The organism is Bacillus sp. LQ01, from assembly GCF_057624735.1.
This window is the reverse complement of sequence record NZ_JBYEZL010000006.1, coordinates 17,664-39,260: the sequence shown is the minus strand read 5'-3', so window position 1 is coordinate 39,260 and position 21,597 is coordinate 17,664. Positions and strand designations below refer to the sequence as shown.

The following is a 21,597-nucleotide window of genomic DNA, read 5'->3' as shown; positions in this document are numbered from 1 at the left end:
GGTAAATTTGACCATTTTAAACAGAGTAAAAGAATTAAGAGCTCGTTTTAACTTTACGCAAAGCGTATTAGCAGAAAAGGTTGGAGTAACGAGACAAACAATTGCAGCAATTGAAAAAGGGGATTACGTTCCTTCGTTGTTATTGGCACTTACGATTTGTGATGTGTTTCAGTTAAAGATGGAAGATGTGTTTGTTTTAAATAAGGAGGGGGAAAAGGATGAATAGAATTGTTTTTTCTTATATTATAAATGTACTCTATACTGCACTAGCATGTTGGACATTTGTTGAATTTTATAGTGTTATTACAGAGTTAGCAGATATAATTAAAAACGAGAAATTCCCGTTTGAAGTATGGTTTAATGGAGTACCATTCATTTTATTATTTATTGGAGCAATTATAGTTACAATTTTTTATAGAATTCAAAAGAAAAAATATAAGAATTTATCTTTTTGGATGTATCCATTATTATTTCCACTAGAAGATGAACGTGAAAAAGCGATTACGGATAAAGCTTGTAGAACAACATTTGTATCGTTATGGTTTGTGTTACCTTGTGCAGTTGGATTTTTAACTTTTTCGCCTATTATTAATGAATATCTTCCTGGATACCCATTATATATTCTATATTCTATTTTCTTTATTCAAATGACAGTATTTCACGTATCACTATACAGAAATAAATTAGCTTAAAAAGAAACCTTCTTGCACCGGCAAGAAGGTTTCTTTTTAAGCTAATACTTGTACATATAGCGATATTATTTTATCATTTTATATAGAGTAAGATTTTGTAAGGGAAAGGAACTGTGTATGAATAAGCAAAGAATTTATAGTATAGTAGCAATTCTGCTATTTGTTGTAGGTGGCGTGTTAATTGGAAAGCCATTTTATGATGGATATCAGGCTGAAAAGAAACAGACTGAAAATGTGCAGGCTGTTCAAAAGATGGATTATGAAAAGCATGAGACGGAATTTGTAGATGCTTCCAAAATTAATCAACCAGACTTGGCGGAAGTAGCGAATGCATCATTAGATAAGAAACAAGTAATTGGTCGTATTTCGATTCCAAGTGTTTCAGTAGAACTGCCTGTTTTAAAAGCTTCTACTGAAAAAAACTTATTATCAGGTGCAGCGACAGTAAAAGAGAATCAAGTTATGGGAAAAGGAAATTACGCATTAGCAGGACATAATATGTCTAAAAAAGGTGTTTTATTTAGTGATATAGCTTCTTTGAAAAAAGGCGATAAAATTTATTTGTATGACAATGAAAATGAATATGAGTATGCGGTTACTGGTGTATCTGAAGTGACTCCTGATAAGTGGGAAGTTGTAGAGGATCATGGGAAAGATGAGATAACGCTTATTACATGTGTATCTGTAAAGGACAATTCTAAGCGTTATGTTGTTGCTGGTGATTTAGTAGGAACGAAGGCGAAGAAGTAAAAAAGAAGGGGAACTCTTTAAAGAGTTCCCCTTCTTTTTTACTAATGTTGAGAAATAATAGAATATTTCGGTTTGTATTTAATTATTCTTCTATTTATGTATAATAAATTTAGAATTCTATATTTTGGGAGGAACAAGAGTGAGACAACAGGTGAAGAAACTTCTTTTAACAACGAGTATAGCGTTATTGGTAGCTCCAATTTCAGCTTATGCGCATCCAGGGCGTACAGATGCTAATGGCGGACATACGTGTCGTACAAATTGTGAGAAGTGGGGATTACAGTACGGGGAATATCATTATCACAATAAACCAGCTTCTAGTAGTGGCGCAACGAGCCCAGCTCCTAGTCAGAATAATAATAGTGCTGTAGAAGCTGAGAGACAAGCAGAAGCACAGCGCAATACTGAGGCTGAAAAACAACGTGCTGCAGAAGCACAGCGTAAAGCTGAAGAAGAGAGACAACGTGTAGCCGAGGAACAAAGAAAAGCTGAAGAGGCACGTAAGCAAGAGGAAGCGCAGCGCCAAGCTGATATGGAAAAAGGTCAACTTGAAGGTCAAAAGAATGGAGAAACTGATTTTAAAGAAGGAAAAAATGATGCAGAAGTGCATGTAGCTGGAAAATCTGATGCATATAAACAAGCGTTTAAAGCGACTTATGTAGCCGCATGGTCTTTAGAAGAGCAGAAGAAAACGCATTTTGAAAAAGGAAAAGAACAAGGTTTAGCACAAGAGACAATGGACGATAGTCAAGTTGCTCCAGAGTTTAAGGTAAACTTTGCAGACGGATTCAAAGTAGGGAATAAAGAAAGAACAGAAAAAATTGAAAAAGAGCAAGCTAAATTAGGGGAAAAGACAGGGAAAGAACTAGCTGAAAAGAATCCTGGAAATAGAGAGAAAGAAGTATACGTGAAGGCATATGAAACAGCGTATGAAAAAGGCTATAAGTCTACAAAAAAGGCAGTAGAAAAGGCTGGCTATAAGTATGCATTTGAAAACTATGATTTAAAAGTTCCTGCTAAGTATGAACGAAATGAATTGTTAAAGAAATGGTTTACTGAAGGATTTAAATCGAATAAAAAAGCAGCGGAAATTCGAGAAGAAGGGTATAAAAAAGGAGACAGCTGGTTCTCATTCTTCTATAAGAGTTTCGTACCAAGTGAATATAAAGAACATAAAGAGCTGTACGAACAAGCAATAGAAAAAGGTAAAACAGCATAAAAAAGATGAGGAGAAATTCCTCATCTTTTTTAATCCATCCATTTCACTAATTTCTTAGAAATTAATAATAAAACACAGCCTAATACAATTGCCACAGCGCCAATAACTGTGAATACTTCAGCGTATCCAAGTGAAGTTGTGAAGCTTGCAAGTTGTCCGCCTAAAATGTTGGCGATACCTGAACTTGCTAGCCATACACCCATTAATAAAGATGCTAATTTTACCGGAGCAAGCGCACTAACCATTGATAGTCCGACAGGTGATAAGAATAGCTCACCTAACGTATGGAAAAGATACGTAAAGACGATAAACAGTAAGTTTGCTTTTTCTGTAATGTTATGTTCATCACTACCTGTTTTTAATGTAGCGATAACGAGAATGATATAACCGATACCGAGTAAGATCATACCAAGTCCCATTTTAGTTGGGATTTTTAAATCACCCTGCTTGCGAGTTGCAAGTTTTGCCCATAATGCAGAAATGACTGGAGCAAGTAAAATAATAAATAATGGATTGACCGATTGGAACCAAGATGTTGGAACTTCCCATCCGAACACAGAGCGGTCTACAAATTTGTTTGTATATAATGTTAATGAGCTACCAGCTTGTTCAAAGCCAGCCCAGAAGAAGACAACGAAGCATGTTAAAATGACGATAACTGCGGTACGTTGTTTTTCTTTTTTTGTTAACGGTGTATCTCCTACTGATGGTTGTCCAGCAGCTGTTTGTAAATCGCGAGTTGGTTTTTTACCGATATTACCAAGGAAGCGATTTGATAGTGTTGTAAATAAAATTTGTCCAATGATCATTCCGATTGAAGCGGCTAAGAAACCGTAACGGAATCCGTAATGTACAACGCCATCAACTGTTGTTTTGAATAAATTTTCTGATAAAAATCCGCAAACGAGTGGAGCTAAAAATGATCCGACGTTAATACCCATATAGAAAATGGTAAATGCACTATCACGTTTTGGATCGTTCTCTTCGTATAATTCTCCAACCAGTGTAGAGATGTTCGGTTTGAAGAATCCGTTACCTATAATAATAAGCGCTAATCCGAGGTATAGGCCTAATTGGTTTTGCAAGGCAAATAGTGTAAGGTTACCGATTGCCATTGTTATACCACCAATTGTGATTGCTTTTCGTCTACCTAGAAAACGGTCTGTTAAGTATCCACCAATCATTGGTGTGAAATAACAGGCTCCAGTATAAAATCCGTAAATAGAGAGTGCCCATGCGGGACTAAACCCAAGACCACCGCTTACTAAAGCTGTCGTTAAATATAATGTTAATAATCCTCGTAATCCATAGTAACTAAATCTTTCCCACATTTCTGTAAAGAAGAGTAAGTATAAACCTGGAGGATGTTTCTTTTTTCTTTGTTGTTCTCTTTCTAGTTGTATCGCTGATTCCATGTTATTTTCCTCCTGACACAAACAAAAACAAAGTTAATAATTTTGTACATTTAATATTTTACTTTATTAACTATTATAAGTCAATAAAGGTTGATTTTTCAGAAGAAATTGGAAAAGAGGAATAGCTATAGAATGGGTGTTTCTTTTGTGATAGACTATGGACTATGTTTTCTTTGTAAGGAAGCGGGTTATTGTACTTTTTTATATGTGAAATTGATTTCATAAAAGATGAAATTAAAGAAGGAGAAAGAAATGAAATTGTTACAGAAAAAAGAAATTTTACTTATTAGCCTTATGTTATTCTCTATGTTCTTTGGAGCAGGGAATCTGATATTTCCACCTTTCCTTGGATATGAAGCAGGAGAACATGTTTGGATTTCATTAGTAGGGTTTATTATATCAGCAACAGGTCTTCCTATATTAGGTGTTATCTCTATTGCAAAAGCAGGAAGTTTTCAAACGTTAGCGGGTAGGGTTCATTCTTCATTTGCAATTATTTTTCCATGTATCGTGTATGTATTTATTGGACCTGGGCTTGGTATACCACGTGCGGGAAGTTTAGCTTTTGAAATGGGGCCAGGTCAGTTATTCCCTGAAGCAGGAAGCGGACTATTGTTGTTTTACACAGTTATTTTCTTTAGTATTGTTTACTGGTTAAGTTTATCTCCATCTAAATTAATGGGGTTGTTTGGAAAAGTATTGACGCCGTTATTATTATGTATGATTGCACTTATTTTTATAAAGAGTATGTTTACACCGGTAGGAGATATGAAAGAACCAATAGGGAACTATGGACAAGCTCCTATGTTTCAAGGGTTTTTAGATGGATATTTAACAATGGATGCGTTAGCTGCTTTAATCTTTGGAATTGTTATTGCAAATGCATTACGTGCAAAGGGTATTGAAGATGATAAAGGTTTAGCGAAATATATGAGTATTGCTGGAATTGTGGCAGGATTATTATTATCGATTATTTATGTCATCCTTGGATATGTGGGGGCAATTAGTGGCTCATTAGGAACATTTGATAACGGTGCGAAAGTGTTAGCACAAGTTATGATTACATTATTTGGACAGGGCGGAGTCGTTTTATTAGGTCTTATTTTTACTATCGCGTGTTTATGTGTTTCAATTGGACTTGTTACGTCTTGTAGTCAATTTTTTGCGAGTGCATTTCCGAAAGTATCTTATAAATTGTGGGCATTTATAGTAAGCGTTGTTAGTATGATTTTAGCTAATTTAGGGTTAACGCAAATTTTAAAAGTATCAGTACCAATTCTTGGATTTATTTATCCAATTGCGTTAACGCTTATTATTCTAGGGTTATTCCATCAGTATATTGGAAAGTATGCATACGTATATGCAGTAACTGTTTTGGTTGTAGCGATATTTAGTGCAATTGATATTTTAAATAAAAATGTAATGATGAATCAGTGGACGTCAGCATTAAAATACATTCCGTTTTATACAGAAGGTGTTGGGTGGATTGTTCCAGCTATTGTAGGCATGTGTCTTGGTTTCATCGTTAGCATTGTTTTAAATAAGAATAACTGAGTAAAAAGGTGTTTTCCGATTTTGGAAGACGCCTTTCTTTTTTTGGAAAAAATACTATTGAAAATGAATAGACTAGGAGTATGATAAAGATAATTGGTAATATATAGGTTTAATGAGAGTTACAAATGAGGGGGGAGCGTATGAAGAAGGATTTGGATAAGAAAATAGAAGCACTCGAAACGGCAATTGAAACAATTCAAGAAGCACTTGCTGAATTAAAAGTAAAGCAAAGGGAAATAGAAGTAGAAAACGCTCAGCAACATGTTAGTAAGAACAAGAAAGAATATATTGAAACGGTAATGGAGGAAAAGCCAAAAGAAGAAATAGTTAAGATAAAAGGGCCTTTGCAAGAACGTCAGGTAAAACAAGTAGATATATCGGCTTTTAAACCAGAGCCATTTAATATTATTAAGTTTTGTCAGACGTGGTTACCGCGTGTATTTGTAGGTATTATGTTGCTTGGAGTGATCTGGTTATTTAAAGCAGGGGTAGATGCTGGCTTATTGACACCAGCGATACGAATTGTGTTTGGTATCGTATTATCTATCGGATTGTATTATATAGGAGATATTCAAATTAAAAGAGAGCGGCAGGCGTTAGGGTTAGTATTAGCTGGAGGAAGTATTACTGGGATTGTTCTAACAACGTTTGCAGCACATTATTTATATGGATTTATTCCGGCAAGTGTCGCGTTTCTCTGTAATATTGCATGGGTTATTTTAGGTATTTATTTAGCGAAAAGATATCAATCGGAATATCTCACTATTTTTGTAGCGGTCGGAGCGTTCTTCGTACCATTCTTGTTAAATAGTACGACTCCTAATCCTTATATTTTCTTTGGATATGAGACAGTATTAACACTTAGTTTATTATGGTATGCGTTGAAAAATCGTTATAAATACTTATATATGATTTCTTACGCTGTTGCTGCCATTGTCCTTTTCGTTTTCTTTGCTGTTATGTCAATGTTAGTAGAGAACTTGCAAATACAGTTAACAATTGTATATGGTTTGATTCATTTACTATTATTTTGGCATATGTTTACGGAGAGAAGTTTTATACTAGAACCACGTTTGGCGATATTTAGTGCAAATGCAGTGTTCTTTATACTAGCTATTTCAAAAATACATGATTTTACAACATGGGGATTAATTATTAGTGCACTCGTGCATGCCGTTATGTTCGTATTTGAATATAGGAAAAATAGACATTCTACATTTACAAATCTCTTATTTGGTTTCGCAATGGGAGCATTTAGTTTAGCAATTTTATATGAGTATAGTTTAGTGAATGCAGCGATTGTACTATTGTTACAAGGTTTCCTCGGCATGGTCACTTCTATTAAAGTAAAACAACAGATAAAGTTGTATGTTAGTGCGACGGTTTACGCAATTGGAATGATACAGACTATTTTTAGCCCGTTTGATCAATTTATTTCGGCAGGCTTTGTTGCTCATCTTATTTTAATAGGAACGTTCTATTATTGCATGAGAGAAGCGAAAGAAGTATTAGCGAGCTTCGGCAAATATATGTATTCTATAGTGCTCTATTGGTTTATGATAATTGTATTTATTACAATTACGAGAATCGGTGAAGTTTTATCTACAGATGGAAGCGTAATTAGTGTATCAGTATCGTTATTATGGATGGTATATGCATTATTTGCGGTTTGGTTTGGAAGAAATAGAAATATGAATGAAATATTATATGCTGGTTTAGTCGTTTTAGTCGTAACGGTAGGGAAGTTATTCTTACTTGACTTACCAGAGGTATCGATGATGATTAGGGCAGTGTTATTCCTAATCGTCGGTAGTATAGGTATCGTTATTTCAAGAATGTTTTTCTCGAAGGAAGAGAAGTGAGAAGAAGGCAATCCATGTATGGATTGCCTTTTTTATTATTTCTTATTAATTGTTACAGTTTCATTATATTTCGTTGTTGTATTTTGGCGTAGACGAAGCGTTGCTTGTCCAATTGTATTTGAATCAATCTGTACATTTACAACTTTCTCAGCAGAGCCTAAGCTGTTTGTTGTGAAAGAAAATGCACTGCTATATCCAAAAGTAGATGGCCAAGTGCCGTTTGCATTTTGTACTTTAGCCACTTGTGTTCCTCCAGTAGTGAAGATACCTAAAGAATAGTTGTTATAAGTTGTATTAGGTAGTAAGTTGTTTACTTGAATCTTCATTTGGAAAATTTCATTGTTTGGTAGAATGCTAGGGTGTGTAACGACGTAGTCGCTTGTTGTTACCGCACCATTATAACCGTATGAACCTGGTTTGAAAGTATTTGTATTAAACCATTGATAACCTGCATTTGGTGCACCCCAAGGTTCAGGTTGTGGTTCTGTTGATAAGCTTGGCTGTTCAAATGTCTGTAGAGCTGTAGGTGAATCAAGTTGTAAACCATTTACTTGATCTAAACTTGTAAATGTCTCTTTATTCGATAACCAATTTACGATGTTTTCTAATAAGATAGCATCGTTTTCTTCTTTATAACCATCGTAAGTTTTCTTTGTTTGGCCAGAATCTTCACGAACGTACTTTGGCGTAGCATCTTCAACAGGAGAAGAGTCACCAATAAAGGCAGCTTTTCCAAGTCCTACTTTTGCAATTGCAGCATATGGGCCTTCTGCAATACCACCGCCATTATAAACGCCAATATCAACAGCGTTATTCCATTTTGATGGATTTTCTGGAAGGTAAACAAGTCCTTTTGCTAGTTTTGGGTTTGTAATTGCTAGAGTAGAACCAGCATGCATTGCTACAGACGAAACACCTTTTGTAATTCCGAAAGATTGTTCAGGTGATACAATTGTTTTCGCTGAAACATCACCAATTGCATTGTAGCGGAAGCGAATACCGAAGTTGTCAGAGAGCCAATCAGAGCTTTCTACTCCTTGCATAGCTTGTGAATTTGCTTCTTCATTAGACATTCCTTTTGCAGGATTATCCCAAGCACCGCGTCTATATCCATTAAATACTTCAGAAGAGTCCCAGCGATTTTTATTACGATCTGCATTGTAATGATCAGCAATAAAGAAGATACTACCACCATTTTTCACATATTGTAACATAGCGTCCTGCTCAGATTTTTTGTAAGGAATATTAGCTTCTGGAACGATAAATACATTGTAACCTTTTAAGTCTTCGTACGTAATAGGTGTTGATTTACGAAGTTCCTTTACGTGATATCCGTTTTTTGCAATGCCGTTTCCGAAGTCAGAAAAGCCGCCGTCAATAACCCAGTCAGCTGTCCCAGCAGTTTGACCGTGTGTATTATCGAATAATACTGTCTTCCCATTGTTTTGATTTACAACTTTTGCAGCAATTTCAGGAGCTGGGTCTACAGAGCTTTCCGCATAAGTAGACGGTATGAACGAGGTCCCTATACTTAGTGTAATTGCTGTTGCTAAAGAAAATGTAATCCATTTTTTATTCTTCATAGAAGAATCCCCCTAATAATAAATATATGTGCTTTAATAATGTAATTTATTTTTCTGTAAAAATAAAGACGGAAAACATAAAAAATATTAAAAAATTGTAAAAATACCGTGAATTTTGTTGAGAAATATTTATATAGATATAAAAACATCCCTTCCAAGTAATAAGGAAGGGATGTTTTGCTTAACTAATTTTTGAGTTAGGTGTTTCATCAATCTTATGAAACCCTTTCATGTAATATACGATTGCTAAGCCGATAAGCCAAATTGGGCCGACAATCAATGCAATTCGTGTATCTTCTGAATACGCCATTATACATAAGACTAGTGCAAGGAAGGCAAGTGAGAAATATGAGCTTAATGGGTATAAAGGCATTTTATATGATAACTTTTGTTTATTTTGAGTAGGCAAGCTTTTACGGAATTTAATTTGAGCGACTAATATAATGCCCCAAGTCCAAATTGCACCGAAAGTTGAAATGCTAGTAAGCCATGTAAATACCTTTGCAGGTACAAGATAGTTTAATATAACACCAATTAGTAAAACGATAGCAGTTGCTACAATTCCTTGGCTTGGAATGCCATTTTTATTTAAACGACCAAATCTTTCAGGAGCTTTTTTCTGCTGAGCTAATGTATATAGCATACGGCCTGTACTAAATAAACCACCGTTACAAGAAGAAAGAGCTGCTGTTAATACGACAAAGTTAATAATACCTGCTGCTTTTGCGATACCAATTTGCTGGAATGTTAATACGAATGGACTGCCTTTCTCACCAAGTTCGTTCCATGGATAAATTGCCATCATAACGAATAATGCCCCAACGTAAAAGAGTAGAATTCTCCAAAATACGTTATCAATTGCCTTTGCGAGTGTTTTCTTCGGATTTTGAGCCTCACCAGCTGTAACGCCGATTAATTCAACGCCTAAATAAGCGAATAGTACCATCTGCATGGAGAGTAGTAACCCAGAAAATCCATTTGGGAACCAGCCACCATGTGACCAAAGATTTGAAATACCAGTAGCGATACCACCGTTTCCGAATCCGAATAAAATAATACCAGCTCCGACTACTATCATACAGATAATTGTGACAATTTTAATGAGAGCAAACCAAAACTCAAGTTCTCCAAATACTTTTACCGATAAGAAGTTAAAAGCGCTCATTAATAATAGAGCAAGTAATGCCCAAGTCCAGCGCGGGATATCAGGGAACCAGTACTGCATGTAAATGCCAGCTGCTGTAATTTCAGCCATACAAGTAACAACCCATAAGAACCAGTAATTCCAACCAGTAATATAACCAGCGAGTGGTCCAATATAATCATATGCATATTTACTAAAAGAACCAGCAACAGGTTGTTCAATTGCCATTTCCCCAAGCGCTCGCATAATGAAAAAAATAACGAGACCGGCAATCATATAGCCTAGCAAAATAGAAGGACCTGCTAGTTTAATGGCGGAAGCGGATCCTAAAAATAGCCCAACGCCAATAGCTGAGCCCAGTGACATTAAAGTAATATGTCGTTCTTTTAAACCACGATTTAAAGTTCCAGATTTGTTTGTGTGCTGCATAAGAAGAATCCCCCTTGTAGAGTGAACGATATTTGAATGCGTTTACTAAATATTTAACTATTTCAAATTATAAAACATTTCTATCTGTTATGCTACAAAAATAATCATAATGAACTGTACTACATCTGTACTTGTCAGACTTAAACTTAAAATTCGAACTATTAGGGAATATATTGACTCTTCTTTTTATTGATTGTTAAGATTAAGTATTATATTTTCTCACATACTAGTAAGAAAAAGAATGTGTGATAATAATTCAGGTGTAGGAAGGGTACATAAGCATGTTTCAATTACAAAAATATAACACTTCTGTGAAGCAAGAGTTTTTAGCTGGCATCACAACTTTTTTTACATTTGCGTATATTCTTGTCATCAATCCAAAAATATTATCTGATGCAGGTGTACCATTTGACCAAGCGTTTACAGCAACAATTATTGCAACCGTTGTTGGAACAGTAGGTATGGCGATTTTCGCGAATTACCCGATTGTTATTGCTCCAGCTATGGGAATGAATGCATATTTTGCTTATTCTGTTGTACAGAAGGCAGAAGGGATTACATATGTAGTTGCCTTTTCAGCTGTATTTGTAACGGGGATTATTTTTCTTTTATTATCTTTTACTTCGTTTAGGCAAAAGTTAATTTTAGCAATTCCTGATAGTTTAAAGCATGCAATTGCAGGTGGAATTGGACTATTTATTGCTTTTATTGGATTGCGCCTTTCTGGAATTATCGTGGATCATCCGTCTAATTTAGTTACGATTGGTGATTTTCATTCTCCAGCTGTTATTTTAACTTTAATTGGTTTAATATTAGCGGCGGTATTAATGACATTGCGTGTGAGCGGTGCATTATTTATTAGTATGATTGTGACAGGAATTATTGCCTTCTTTACAGGGCAATTGAAGTTTGCTGATAAAATTGTGGCGATGCCTCATTTACCAGAGGGTATCATCGTTTCAAACCCAATCAATGCCTTTTCAGATGTAATTGAATACGGATTATACGGCGTTGTATTTTCATTTTTACTTGTACTTTTATTCGATACAACAGGTGCATTACTCGGTTTAATTAAACAAGCAGGTTTAATTACAGACAATACAGAGAAGCGTTTTGGTAAAGCGTTTATTGCAGATGCAATTGGCGGGACTACAGGTTCTATCTTTGGAACAAGCCCAACAGCAGCGACGATTGAATCATCAGCAGGTATTGCTGCAGGTGGTAAAACTGGATTAACAGGGATTGTAGTTGTTGGTCTAACAATTATAACGGCATTTTTTAGTCCTGTTATTGCTTCTCTATCAAGTGTAGCCGCTATTACAGCTCCTTCATTAATTATAGTAGGTAGTTTAATGGCGCAAAGCATTCGAGATATTAATTGGAATGAATTTGAAGATGCGTTACCAGCATTTTTAATTTTTATAGGTATTCCGTTAACATCTAGTATTGCAAATGGAATCGCAATTGGATTTTTAGTATATCCAGTCTTGAAAATTGTGAAGGGTAAAGGGATGGAAGTACATCCATTACTATACTTATTTGCATTCTTATTTGGATGTCATTTATTCTTATAATATAAATATAGGAGAGGGCCTTCTTATGGGAGGCTCCCTTTTTGTGTATAATAAAGTGAAACTATAGGCAGTAGCGGATGTCCTCACTGTGTATTAGCCCACACCAATCGGGATAAGATGAAAACTTAATTGGTTTCGTAAAATATAAATTACGTAATGGAATATATATGTTACAATAAGGGTGAAGGAGGAACATGAATGGCTGTAAGTAAAATAAAAGTCGCGCGTGTTCAGTTAGATTTAACACAGCAACAATTAGCAGAAAAAGTAGGCGTTACAAGGCAAACGATTAGTTTAATTGAGAAGGGGAAATACAATCCATCTTTAGATTTATGTTTAAAAATTTGTTATGCAGTAGATAAAACGTTGAATGATTTGTTTTGGGAGGAAAAGGAGTGGTAGGATGAAAATCGTGAAAGATGAACGTTTAATGATTGAAGGGTTAAAACATATTAGATTAGCTTTCATCTTACAAAATATCGTCATACTAGCTATCGTCTTTTACCGCTATGTCTTGCAAGGGGCAGGATATGAAAGTGTTTCGGATTTATTAATGGTATTTATGGGCGGGATAATAATTATTAACTTTTTAAATCTGAAAAATTCAGTGGAAGTGTATGAGCATACGGGCGGAGTGTCGCGTCGTTATTTTATGAAGCTATTATTCATTCCGGTGGGTATTATTATTGGGATTTTAGCTATTTGTATCGTTGTAACACCAGATATTTCGATAAAGGAAATTAGTATGACAGGACTTATTATGTTTGCTTGTTTTTTAGTTCCTAGTTTGTTTATATACATATATATGAAAAAAATAAAAAGAGAAGATTGAAATATAAGAAAGGCTTTCCCGTATTGAGGAAAGCTTTTCTTATATCTTTTTATACAAAACTTTATGAAGGCCAATTGGTTTAATTTCAAAAATTTCACCATGCTCCTGAAAGCCTAATCGCTTGTAATAGTCAGTTACAGTAATTCGGCCATTACACCATAACATATTTGCTTGACGCTCTTGTAAGATTTGTTCTGCATTCTGAATTAAGGAGCTTCCAGCGTGGTTGTTTCGAAACTCAGGTAATGTGGCCATTCCTCGTAGACGATAATGAATACCGGCTGGTAGGTCAGGGTATATTTCTTTTGAGAAGGAAGCGATACTAATTAGTTCATCGTTTATAAATGCGCCTAAGTGGAAGGTGTCTGTTTCATAATCGGAAGGATATTTACAATCTGCTAATGTTTGATTGGGGCGTAAAATTTTTTGACGTAATACGTAAGTTTCAGATCCCTCAATATTTTTCACGATAATCATATTAACATCCTTTCTTATAAGGCCTTTTCTGTTAATTGTATAAAGAAATAAGCAGGTGCGGCGAGAAGTCCGAGTATGCTAGCAGTTCCGAGAAGGAGTGAAAGTAGGAGGCAAGAATATTTTATTCCATTCGATTTTTTCCATCCGTAACTACAAATCTCAATACTAACACCGATGAGAATAATGGCAACGAGTATTTCTGCTAATAATAAAAGAGCTAAAGTTACAATAGACATAATGTGATCCATCCTCATAATATGTGATAGTAACATTTTACCATATGAAGTTAAAAAAATGCCCCTCAATTATGTGAGGGGCATTTTTTTACTCTAATATGTTTTTTAGTGTATCGATATGTTCTTTTGAACCTGTTACAAGTAATGTGTCACCGTGTTGTAGTCTTGTATCACCATGTGGTATTAATGCTTTGTTACCGCGGTAGATTTGAATGACAAGTACATCACCTAAAAACGGGAGGCGGCGAAGCGCAACGCCGTTATATTTATTGCTGCGCAGTTCAACTTCACGTACTGTTTCGTTTGCTGTTGTAATTAAGCGAACGAGACTAGGTTTATCAATAAGTGCACGTAATAAAATACGTGTAGAGTTAATTGTTGAGAATACAGCGATATGTTCTTGCGTTGCTTTTTCTTGTAGAAGTGGATCTTCTACACTTGCAATAACATGTTCAACACCTAGCTCTTTTGCATGTTCTGCCAATAATAAGTTTTGTTCATCATCGCTTGTTGCAACAACGACGCGATCTGCATCAAATGCTGTTTGTTCAGTTAATGATGCGATTGTGATGTCATCTAATTTCACGATAGGGAAGTCATGTGATTTCGCTTCTTCATCATTTATTTTGTTTTGACGCATCATATATAGCGTTACGTCATAATCTTCTCGTTTTAAATCTAGTGATAACGGAAGGGTAATTCTGCTCGCGCCAATAATAGCTACTTTTGGTTTTGGTGTTTCTACTTTTGGGAACATTTTTTTAAACAATATAGGTGCAAAAATACAAGTAATAACTGCGCTTAAAATAAGAGAGGCAGATAAACTTGGACTGATGATCTCCAGTTTTTCACCAATTTGTGCAGCCGCAATAACTAAAGAAAGTGTCGATGTTAATAAGATTGCACTTCCAAGTACGATATTACGTGGATACCATTTTCTTAAGACGAGTGATGGTAAGAGTTTCGAAATAAAGAGTCCTACAATTAAGATTGGAATCATTAGCATGCTAGAAGGTTCTTTGAAAATAGACCACACCTCTAGATTTACACCAACCATTACGAAGAAAATAGGGATGAAGAAACCATAGCCGATAGAATCAAGTTTTTCCACCATATCTTCATTTGGTGATAATAACGATACAAGTACACCTGCTAAGAAGGCACCTAAAATATTTTCTGCTCCAACAGATTCCGATAACCCAACTAAGATTAAAATGAGTGCAAAAACAGCTCGTGTATCAATTTGTACACTACCAGCTTTTAAACTATCTAAGTATGGAATGTTTTTAAAGCGTTTTGCAATAAAGTAAATGACAATACCGGCACCGAATAGAATAAGTAAGAGCCACATACTTTGACCGCTTTCGGAATTTAATCCGACGAAAACAGCGAGTAAAATCATTGTAACTAAGTCTGCAATAACAGCAACTAATAAAATGATTTGTCCGATTGCAGTTTTTCCTAGGTTGTTTTCTTTTAATGTTGGTACAACAACACCTAAAGAAATAGTTGAAATAATTAAAGTCATGAACATTGCATTATCTACAAATCCTAGCCATACGAATAGTAATGATAGGGCATAAGATAAGATGAAAATAAATAAGAAGATAATGCTTGCTACTTGAAATGTATTTGGCTCGTTTGTCGTATTTTTTTTCCCTTTTTGTTTAAAGATAGAAAAATCAATTTCTAAACCGCTTAAGAACATGAGGAAGATAAATCCTAATGTTGATAAAACTTGAAGCCATATATCTGGCTCAATAATATTAAACCCACTTTTACCTACAAAGATTCCTGCAATAATTTCTGCAACGACAACAGGAAGTGCTTTTAATTTAAAGCGTTGTAACAAAAGGGGAACGAAAAACGCGATTGCAACGACAACCATAAGTGATAGAACAGAAGTATGATGTTCCATTGCGTTCTCTCCCTTCAAATAAATATAGTACCTATTTAGCCATATAATAGGTAGAAAAGCAACGCATATGGATTCGATTTCATAAAGAAAGATTTTTCTTAACATTTGTCATAATAAGTATATTTTTCATGATTCTGTTGTTAATTCCGTAATGTGGATGTAATAGGGGAGGGGATAAAAAAAGACTGCTGAGGAATCTCAGCAGTCTTTTTCATGTACATTACATTGAGAAGAAGATCCATACAGTTAAACCAACTGTTGCAGTTGCAACGAAGAAACTGTATATCATTGTAAGAATTTGAACTCTTCCTTCTCCTTCTTTTAAATGCATGAACATAATTAATTGTAACAATGCTTGCGCAACAGCCATTATGATAATAGTTGTTAAGACTGTTGAAAGTGGCAATGTTGTGTAAAGTGCCACGTATAACGCTAGAAACGTTAATGCAAGCGATAAAATAAATCCGAAAACGTGTGACCAAGGGAATCCGCTATGCGCATGCCCGTTTGCTTGATTGTTGTTTTGAGCCATTTACGCCACCATCCCGTTCAAGTAAACTAGTGTGTAAATAAAGACCCAAACTAGATCAAGGAAATGCCAGTATAAGCTGATAATGAATACTTTACGAGCTGTAACTGGTGTTAAACCTCGTTTTAAAATTTGGATAATAACACAAGTTGCCCAAATGATACCGCCTGTTACGTGAGCTCCGTGCGTTCCAAGAAGAACGAAGAATCCAGATAAGAAAGCACTTGTTTGAATTGTTGCGCCTTCACCAATGTACATAATGAACTCTTCGATCTCAAAGAATAGGAAACCTGCACCTAAAAGTAATGTAAGGACGAACCATCCAAGCATCGCTTTTTGGTTATGCTTACGCATTTCATGAATTACGATACCGCATGTAAAACTACTTGTTAAAAGTAGTAATGTTTGAATTAAAAGCGTTTTAAGTTCAAACAATTGCGCTGGTGTTGGGCCATCTGCCGTACGACCAGCAAGGACTAGATAAGAGGCGAAAAGTGTTGCGAACAGCATAATTTCAGCCCCAAGAAAAATCCAGAATCCTAGGATATTCAATCTGCTTTGTTCGGATTGATATTCCAAAGGTAAGCTTTTATCTAAAGCCGCCATGTCATTTCACCTCTCATGCTATATGTTCTGTTTTTTTAATTTCATCAACACTGATATAGTAACCTTCATCATAATCGAATGAACGATAGATTAAGCAAGCTAAAATACCAACTCCACCGATTGCTGCAAGCCAGAACCAGCTAAATACTAATGCGAAACCTGCAAGACCGAAGAATCCAGACGCAATAATAGGCACACCAGAGTTACTTGGCATGTGAATTGGTTTGATATCTTCTGCTGCTGGTGTAACTGTTTCTCCGCGTTTTTTCATGTACCAGAAAGCATCAGCTTCTTTAATTTCAGGAAGCTTCGCGAAGTTGTAATGTTGTACAGGAGAGTGAGTTGCCCATTCAAGTGTACGACCATCCCATGGATCTCCAGTTGTGTCACGTTCACCGTGACGTGCACTCCAAATTACGTTGTAGCAAAGAAGTAGGAAGCCGATACCCATCATTACCGCACCAACAGATGCGATTTGGTTTAGCCATCCCCATCCAAGACTTTCAGAGTAAGTGTACATACGACGAGTCATACCGTCTAAACCTAAGAAGTACATTGGGAAGAAACAGATGTTGAATCCGCTCATAAAGATCCAGAATGTCCATTTACCTAGGCGTTCATTTAACATATGACCAGTCATTTTTGGATACCAGAATGTGAATCCAGCAAGCATAGCGAATACTGTACCTGCGATTAATACGTAGTGGAAGTGAGCGATTAGGAAGTAGCTGTTATGGTATTGATAATCAGCAGCTGCCATTCCAAGCATAACCCCTGTAACCCCACCGACTACGAAGTTTGGAATAAATGCCAATGACCAAAGCATTGGAACTGTAAAACGGATACGTCCTTTATACAGTGTAAACAACCAGTTAAAGATCTTAACACCGGTTGGAATCGAAATCGCCATTGTCGAAATCGAGAAGAATGAGTTAACCGCTGGACCTGCACCCATCGTGAAGAAGTGGTGAAGCCATACGACGAAACTTAGTAAAGAAATTGCAACCATTGAGTATACCATCGCACTGTAACCGAATAGACGCTTACGTGAGAATGTACTAATGATTTCAGAGAAAATACCGAATGCCGGTAAAATAACGATATATACTTCAGGGTGACCCCATACCCAGAACAGGTTGGCCCATAACATCGGCATACCGCCGCTCGCCATCGTAAAGAAGTGAGCATCGAATAGACGGTCAAATGTCATTAATGCAAGAGCAACTGTTAATACTGGGAAAGCGAAAATAATGATAATTGTTGTAATTAAGATTGACCAAGTAAACATTGGCATTCTCATTAAAGTCATACCAGGTGTACGCATTTTTAAGATAGTAACAAGGAAGTTAATACCGGTCATTAGCGTACCGAGACCTGAAATCTGTAATGCAATTGCGTAGTAGTTATTTCCTACGCCTGAAGTAAACTCTGTACCTGCCATTGGGAAGTAAGAAGTCCACCCAGCGTCTGGAGAACCACCGATTACGAAAGCGATGTTGAATAACATTGCTCCGACAAAGAATAACCAGAAACTTAAAGCATTTAAGAACGGATATGCAACATCACGAGCACCAATTTGTAATGGTACTACAAGGTTCATTAATCCCATAACGAATGGCATTGCCATGAAAAGAATCATTACTGTACCATGCGTTGTAAAGATTCCGTTATAGTGTTCAGCGTTTAAATAAGTTGTTTCTGGGAATGTTAACTGTGCACGGATCATTAAACCATCCATACCACCACGGAATAACATGATAACCGCAGAAATAATATACATGGCTCCGATTTTTTTATGGTCAACAGTTGTCAACCATTCGTCCCAAAGCCATTTCCATTTTTTATACTTTGTTAGTACGAAAATGATTGCTAATGTCACAAGAACGATAGAAGCGTCTGCACCGTAAATAATCGGGTCACCTGTGACAAAGAATTCATCAAGCTTCACTGTGTTCACTCCAATCTGTTGGAATAATAGCTATTATTTTTTGTTTTTGTAGTAGTTGTAATCACAATATTCAAGTGATTTTGGATCTACATAACTTAAGTGGTCACTAGAGAACGTCATGCGTCCAACTACACCAGGTTTAATAATTTCGTTGTATTTCTGTTCTGTTAACTTATCAGCAGTTTGTTGTACTTCTTTAACCCACTTGTCATATTTCTCTTTAGTTTTCGCTTCAACTTCGAACTCCATGTGAGTGAATCCTTCACCAGAGAAGTTCGCACTACGACCTAGGTAAGAACCTGGCTTATCAGCTTGTAAATAAAGATCCATAATCATGCCATCCATTGTGTACTTCATACCACCAAGTTCTGGTACCCAGAAAGCATTCATTGGGCCGACAGAAGTCAGTTTGAATTGAATTGGTACACCAGCTGGGATGTTTAAATAGTTAACGGTTTCAATTTTTTCCTCTGGGTAACTGAATAACCATTTCCAGTTTGCAGATGTAACATAAATTTCAACTGGTTTAATATGTTTGGACTCTTTCGGAACCTCTTCCGAAGCATAAGTTGCTTTTACTGTTGGAATCGATAATGCGATAACGATAATAACAGGAACAAGCGTCCAAATAATTTCTAGTAATGTGTTACCGTGTTGTTCAGGTGGCTCATAGTCCATATTCTCTGGTTTTTCACGATAACGAATCAAGATGACTGTAAACAGAATGAATACAATTGCGATAATTAATGACATAAGCAAGAATGACCAAACAATTAAATCATACTGTGCTTTTGCAACAGGTCCTTGCGGATTTAATACTGCGAGTTTTTTATCACAGCCACCGAGGAACAGAAGTAATGATAACGGAAGAAGCGAAGCCAACTTCCAAAACGCTTTCTTTAGTTGCACGATTGAAAATCTCCTTTCTCCTTGGATTGAAACTATGCCAATAAAACAATATAAACCTATTAATTTATAGAAGGCAATAGTTTTTGATATATTGTTAAAAAATAGACACAAATGCACACTTTTTAAGGTGAATATCATTTGTAACTTGATTACATTGTAAACTATTTTCCAGAGAAAAACGTGATTGTGAAAATTTTAAGATAAATAAAGTTATACCAGGATATCCAAGAAATAGAAAAAAGCTATCTTATTATAAGAAAGATAGCTGAATATTTTGTATATTTAGTTTATTTCTCGTGTGACAGTTCGTGGCTGTTCAAGTGTGACAATTTTTTTATATTTAACTTGGTATAAAATGTAACAAATAATCATAAATGGAATGCCGCAATAAAGAGCAATTCTTTGATCTGGAATGAAAGCCAAACTAACAAATGTAATGAAATTGAGCGAGAACGCTACGATTGGAACGAGTGGATAGAGCGGTGTACGATATTTTAAATCATTTATGTCGCCACCATTTTTCACGAAATTTCTACGGAAGAAAAACTGTGAAGCGGCGATTGACATCCAAACTACAACGGCAGCCATTGCTGCAATAGATGTTAAAACTAGAAAGACAGTATCTGCCGCAAATACACTTGTTAGTAAGGACAGGCTAGCGAAAATTAGGCTGAAAATTAATGCATTTAGCGGTACACCTTTTTTAGTTAATTTCGTAAATGCTGGACTTGCCATTCCTTGTTTTGCCATCGCCCACAGCATACGAGAATTTGCGTATAGACCAGAGTTAGCAACGGATAATACAGCTGTAATAATAACAAAGTTCATAATGTCTGCTGCATATGGGACACCGGCTACATCAAATACAAGTACAAAGGGACTTTCAACTAGATTAGCCTCTTGCCATGGGAGTAAACCTACAACAACTGATATCGCTAAGACGAAGAAGAAGAGAGTTCGCCAAATTGTATTTTTTATTGCTTTTGGAATTGTTTTTTCAGGATTTTCACTTTCTCCTGAAGCGATTCCAATTAATTCTGTTCCTTGGAAGGAGTAATTTACTGTAATCATCGTAAGAAGAACAGCTAATGCACCGTTGGGAAATAGCCCGCCATTTTCAGTGAAATTATGAAGCATTGGAGCTGGCTTTCCATTAAAGTCTAGTAGACCGAACATAACAGCGCCACCAAGCACGATGAAAATGACAATTGTCGCGACTTTTACACTTGCGAACCAAAACTCTGCTTCTGCATATGCTTTTGCTGATAAAGCGTTTACGAGGAAGAGTGCTGCTGCAAATGTAACGCACCAAATCCAGGAAGAAACTTCTGGAAACCAGCGTTTCATTAAAATACTTACAGTTGTTAACTCTACGCCAACTGTAACAGCCCAATTTAACCAATACATCCAACCGACAACAAATCCAAAACCAGGTGAAATGAATTTGCTTGCATAACTTTGGAATGAACCTGCTTCTGGCATAGCAACGGATAATTCACCAAGACATAACATCGTTAAATACATAACAAATCCACCGACTAAAAATGCAAGAATAGCACCACCAGGTCCGGCATTATGGACGATTTGACCAGATCCCATAAATAGCCCGGTTCCGATAACACCGCCGAGTGCAATCATAAATAGGTGTCTACTTTTCATTGTTCGTTTTAAATCTGTTTGTTCAATTTGTTGATTCATATGCCCCTCACCCCGTATTTTTTTGAATGTGTAAACTTCGTTTTATTCTGAGTTTTTAATCATTAGTGGGGGATGCAAAACACACTCGGTTTATTTGCTATGAAATGAATGGAGTATGTAAAAAACGAACTATGACTAAATACTCTAAGAATGTTTGTTAACATGGTGATATCTTCACTATGTTAACAATTTTGATTTTAGCAAAATATTCTGTAAATGTAT

At 35.9% G+C, this 21,597-nt stretch carries 20 protein-coding genes; 9 read left to right on the top strand and 11 right to left on the bottom strand.

All coding sequences use genetic code 11. The features are described from left to right. Window positions 1-7 precede the first annotated feature (7 nt). The 4 genes from AC22L0_RS25485 (at window position 8) to AC22L0_RS25470 (ending at window position 2,661) form a co-directional block, all read left to right on the top strand. A complete protein-coding gene (locus tag AC22L0_RS25485) occupies window positions 8-226 on the top strand; it encodes a helix-turn-helix transcriptional regulator (RefSeq protein ID WP_000154020.1) in 219 nt (72 codons plus the stop codon). Further along, window positions 219-692, top strand: a complete 474-nt coding sequence (locus tag AC22L0_RS25480) for a DUF2178 domain-containing protein (protein WP_087964860.1) — start codon at window positions 219-221, stop codon at window positions 690-692. The genes AC22L0_RS25485 and AC22L0_RS25480 overlap by 8 nt, the downstream gene beginning before the upstream one ends. A gap of 117 nt (window positions 693-809) precedes the next feature. After that, complete coding sequence (locus AC22L0_RS25475) at window positions 810-1,442, top strand: class A sortase (protein WP_001041724.1); 633 nt, start codon at window positions 810-812, stop codon at window positions 1,440-1,442. A gap of 139 nt (window positions 1,443-1,581) precedes the next feature. Continuing rightward, a complete protein-coding gene (locus AC22L0_RS25470) occupies window positions 1,582-2,661 on the top strand; it encodes a YHYH domain-containing protein (protein WP_087964862.1) in 1,080 nt (359 codons plus the stop codon). Between the two features lie 29 nt (window positions 2,662-2,690). Here AC22L0_RS25470 and AC22L0_RS25465 read toward each other — a convergent pair whose 3' ends face one another. Further along, window positions 2,691-4,076, bottom strand: coding sequence for a peptide MFS transporter (locus AC22L0_RS25465; protein WP_000443143.1), 1,386 nt, complete (start codon window positions 4,074-4,076; stop codon window positions 2,691-2,693). 252 nt (window positions 4,077-4,328) lie between these two features. Here AC22L0_RS25465 and brnQ1 point away from each other — a divergent pair, with 252 nt between their 5' ends. Together brnQ1 and AC22L0_RS25455 are read left to right on the top strand one after the other, a co-directional pair. Then, window positions 4,329-5,630: a branched-chain amino acid transport system II carrier protein BrnQ1 gene (gene brnQ1, locus AC22L0_RS25460; protein WP_087964864.1), complete on the top strand. Its 1,302-nt coding sequence runs from the start codon at window positions 4,329-4,331 to the stop codon at window positions 5,628-5,630. Window positions 5,631-5,770: 140 nt separating this feature from the next. After that, window positions 5,771-7,492: a DUF2339 domain-containing protein gene (locus AC22L0_RS25455; protein WP_087964866.1), complete on the top strand. Its 1,722-nt coding sequence runs from the start codon at window positions 5,771-5,773 to the stop codon at window positions 7,490-7,492. Window positions 7,493-7,527: 35 nt separating this feature from the next. Here the strand turns inward: AC22L0_RS25455 and AC22L0_RS25450 are convergent, their stop codons facing one another. Further along, window positions 7,528-9,075 carry a DNA-binding protein gene (locus tag AC22L0_RS25450; protein WP_487272518.1) on the bottom strand — a complete coding sequence of 516 codons (1,548 nt, stop codon included), beginning with the start codon at window positions 9,073-9,075 and terminating at the stop codon, window positions 7,528-7,530. A 181-nt stretch (window positions 9,076-9,256) separates the two neighbouring features. After that, a complete protein-coding gene (locus tag AC22L0_RS25445; RefSeq protein ID WP_001164895.1) occupies window positions 9,257-10,648 on the bottom strand; it encodes an amino acid permease in 1,392 nt (463 codons plus the stop codon). Between the two features lie 281 nt (window positions 10,649-10,929). On the opposite strand from AC22L0_RS25445, the gene AC22L0_RS25440 reads away from it, so the two are divergent. The 3 genes from AC22L0_RS25440 (at window position 10,930) to AC22L0_RS25430 (ending at window position 13,054) form a co-directional block, all read left to right on the top strand. Further along, a complete protein-coding gene (locus AC22L0_RS25440; RefSeq protein ID WP_000487191.1) occupies window positions 10,930-12,222 on the top strand; it encodes an NCS2 family permease in 1,293 nt (430 codons plus the stop codon). 198 nt (window positions 12,223-12,420) lie between these two features. Then, window positions 12,421-12,624 (top strand): helix-turn-helix transcriptional regulator, encoded by a 204-nt coding sequence (locus AC22L0_RS25435; protein WP_000301183.1) that lies wholly within the window; start codon window positions 12,421-12,423, stop codon window positions 12,622-12,624. 1 nt (window position 12,625) lies between these two features. Beyond that, the gene (locus AC22L0_RS25430) at window positions 12,626-13,054 is read left to right on the top strand and encodes a hypothetical protein (protein ID WP_000706629.1); all 429 of its coding nucleotides are present in this window, start codon (window positions 12,626-12,628) and stop codon (window positions 13,052-13,054) included. A 39-nt stretch (window positions 13,055-13,093) separates the two neighbouring features. On the opposite strand, the gene AC22L0_RS25425 is transcribed toward AC22L0_RS25430, so the two are convergent. The 8 genes from AC22L0_RS25425 to AC22L0_RS25390 form a co-directional block, all read right to left on the bottom strand. Then, window positions 13,094-13,531, bottom strand: coding sequence for a GNAT family N-acetyltransferase (locus AC22L0_RS25425; RefSeq protein ID WP_000587681.1), 438 nt, complete (start codon window positions 13,529-13,531; stop codon window positions 13,094-13,096). A 14-nt stretch (window positions 13,532-13,545) separates the two neighbouring features. Beyond that, a complete protein-coding gene (locus tag AC22L0_RS25420) occupies window positions 13,546-13,803 on the bottom strand; it encodes a DUF4022 family protein (RefSeq protein WP_044129536.1) in 258 nt (85 codons plus the stop codon). 52 nt (window positions 13,804-13,855) lie between these two features. Then, window positions 13,856-15,685 carry a monovalent cation:proton antiporter family protein gene (locus AC22L0_RS25415; protein ID WP_000399972.1) on the bottom strand — a complete coding sequence of 610 codons (1,830 nt, stop codon included), beginning with the start codon at window positions 15,683-15,685 and terminating at the stop codon, window positions 13,856-13,858. 220 nt (window positions 15,686-15,905) lie between these two features. After that, window positions 15,906-16,217 carry a cytochrome aa3 quinol oxidase subunit IV gene (gene qoxD, locus AC22L0_RS25410; protein ID WP_000068425.1) on the bottom strand — a complete coding sequence of 104 codons (312 nt, stop codon included), beginning with the start codon at window positions 16,215-16,217 and terminating at the stop codon, window positions 15,906-15,908. Further along, a complete protein-coding gene (gene qoxC, locus AC22L0_RS25405) occupies window positions 16,218-16,820 on the bottom strand; it encodes a cytochrome aa3 quinol oxidase subunit III (protein WP_000729318.1) in 603 nt (200 codons plus the stop codon). It abuts the gene before it with no gap. Between the two features lie 13 nt (window positions 16,821-16,833). Next, window positions 16,834-18,768, bottom strand: a complete 1,935-nt coding sequence (qoxB, locus tag AC22L0_RS25400) for a cytochrome aa3 quinol oxidase subunit I (RefSeq protein ID WP_000762367.1) — start codon at window positions 18,766-18,768, stop codon at window positions 16,834-16,836. A 33-nt stretch (window positions 18,769-18,801) separates the two neighbouring features. Beyond that, window positions 18,802-19,677, bottom strand: coding sequence for a cytochrome aa3 quinol oxidase subunit II (locus tag AC22L0_RS25395; protein ID WP_487272517.1), 876 nt, complete (start codon window positions 19,675-19,677; stop codon window positions 18,802-18,804). 282 nt (window positions 19,678-19,959) lie between these two features. Continuing rightward, entirely contained in the window at window positions 19,960-21,375 is a 1,416-nt protein-coding gene (locus tag AC22L0_RS25390) for an amino acid permease (protein WP_087964873.1), read from the bottom strand. Between the last annotated feature and the right edge of the window lie 222 nt (window positions 21,376-21,597).

What these genes read in the sequence shown, in the direction of transcription:
- AC22L0_RS25480 (WP_087964860.1), top strand. Translation starts at nt 219, where the DNA reads ATGAATAGAATTGTTTTTTCTTATATTATAAATGTACTCTATACTGCA.
- AC22L0_RS25475 (WP_001041724.1), top strand. Translation starts at nt 810, where the DNA reads ATGAATAAGCAAAGAATTTATAGTATAGTAGCAATTCTGCTATTTGTT.
- AC22L0_RS25465 (WP_000443143.1), bottom strand. Translation starts at nt 4,076, where the DNA reads ATGGAATCAGCGATACAACTAGAAAGAGAACAACAAAGAAAAAAGAAA.
- brnQ1 (WP_087964864.1), top strand. Translation starts at nt 4,329, where the DNA reads ATGAAATTGTTACAGAAAAAAGAAATTTTACTTATTAGCCTTATGTTA.
- AC22L0_RS25455 (WP_087964866.1), top strand. Translation starts at nt 5,771, where the DNA reads ATGAAGAAGGATTTGGATAAGAAAATAGAAGCACTCGAAACGGCAATT.
- AC22L0_RS25450 (WP_487272518.1), bottom strand. Translation starts at nt 9,075, where the DNA reads ATGAAGAATAAAAAATGGATTACATTTTCTTTAGCAACAGCAATTACA.
- AC22L0_RS25445 (WP_001164895.1), bottom strand. Translation starts at nt 10,648, where the DNA reads ATGCAGCACACAAACAAATCTGGAACTTTAAATCGTGGTTTAAAAGAA.
- AC22L0_RS25440 (WP_000487191.1), top strand. Translation starts at nt 10,930, where the DNA reads ATGTTTCAATTACAAAAATATAACACTTCTGTGAAGCAAGAGTTTTTA.
- AC22L0_RS25435 (WP_000301183.1), top strand. Translation starts at nt 12,421, where the DNA reads ATGGCTGTAAGTAAAATAAAAGTCGCGCGTGTTCAGTTAGATTTAACA.
- AC22L0_RS25430 (WP_000706629.1), top strand. Translation starts at nt 12,626, where the DNA reads ATGAAAATCGTGAAAGATGAACGTTTAATGATTGAAGGGTTAAAACAT.
- AC22L0_RS25425 (WP_000587681.1), bottom strand. Translation starts at nt 13,531, where the DNA reads ATGATTATCGTGAAAAATATTGAGGGATCTGAAACTTACGTATTACGT.
- AC22L0_RS25420 (WP_044129536.1), bottom strand. Translation starts at nt 13,803, where the DNA reads ATGTTACTATCACATATTATGAGGATGGATCACATTATGTCTATTGTA.
- AC22L0_RS25415 (WP_000399972.1), bottom strand. Translation starts at nt 15,685, where the DNA reads ATGGAACATCATACTTCTGTTCTATCACTTATGGTTGTCGTTGCAATC.
- qoxD (WP_000068425.1), bottom strand. Translation starts at nt 16,217, where the DNA reads ATGGCTCAAAACAACAATCAAGCAAACGGGCATGCGCATAGCGGATTC.
- qoxC (WP_000729318.1), bottom strand. Translation starts at nt 16,820, where the DNA reads ATGGCGGCTTTAGATAAAAGCTTACCTTTGGAATATCAATCCGAACAA.
- AC22L0_RS25390 (WP_087964873.1), bottom strand. Translation starts at nt 21,375, where the DNA reads ATGAATCAACAAATTGAACAAACAGATTTAAAACGAACAATGAAAAGT.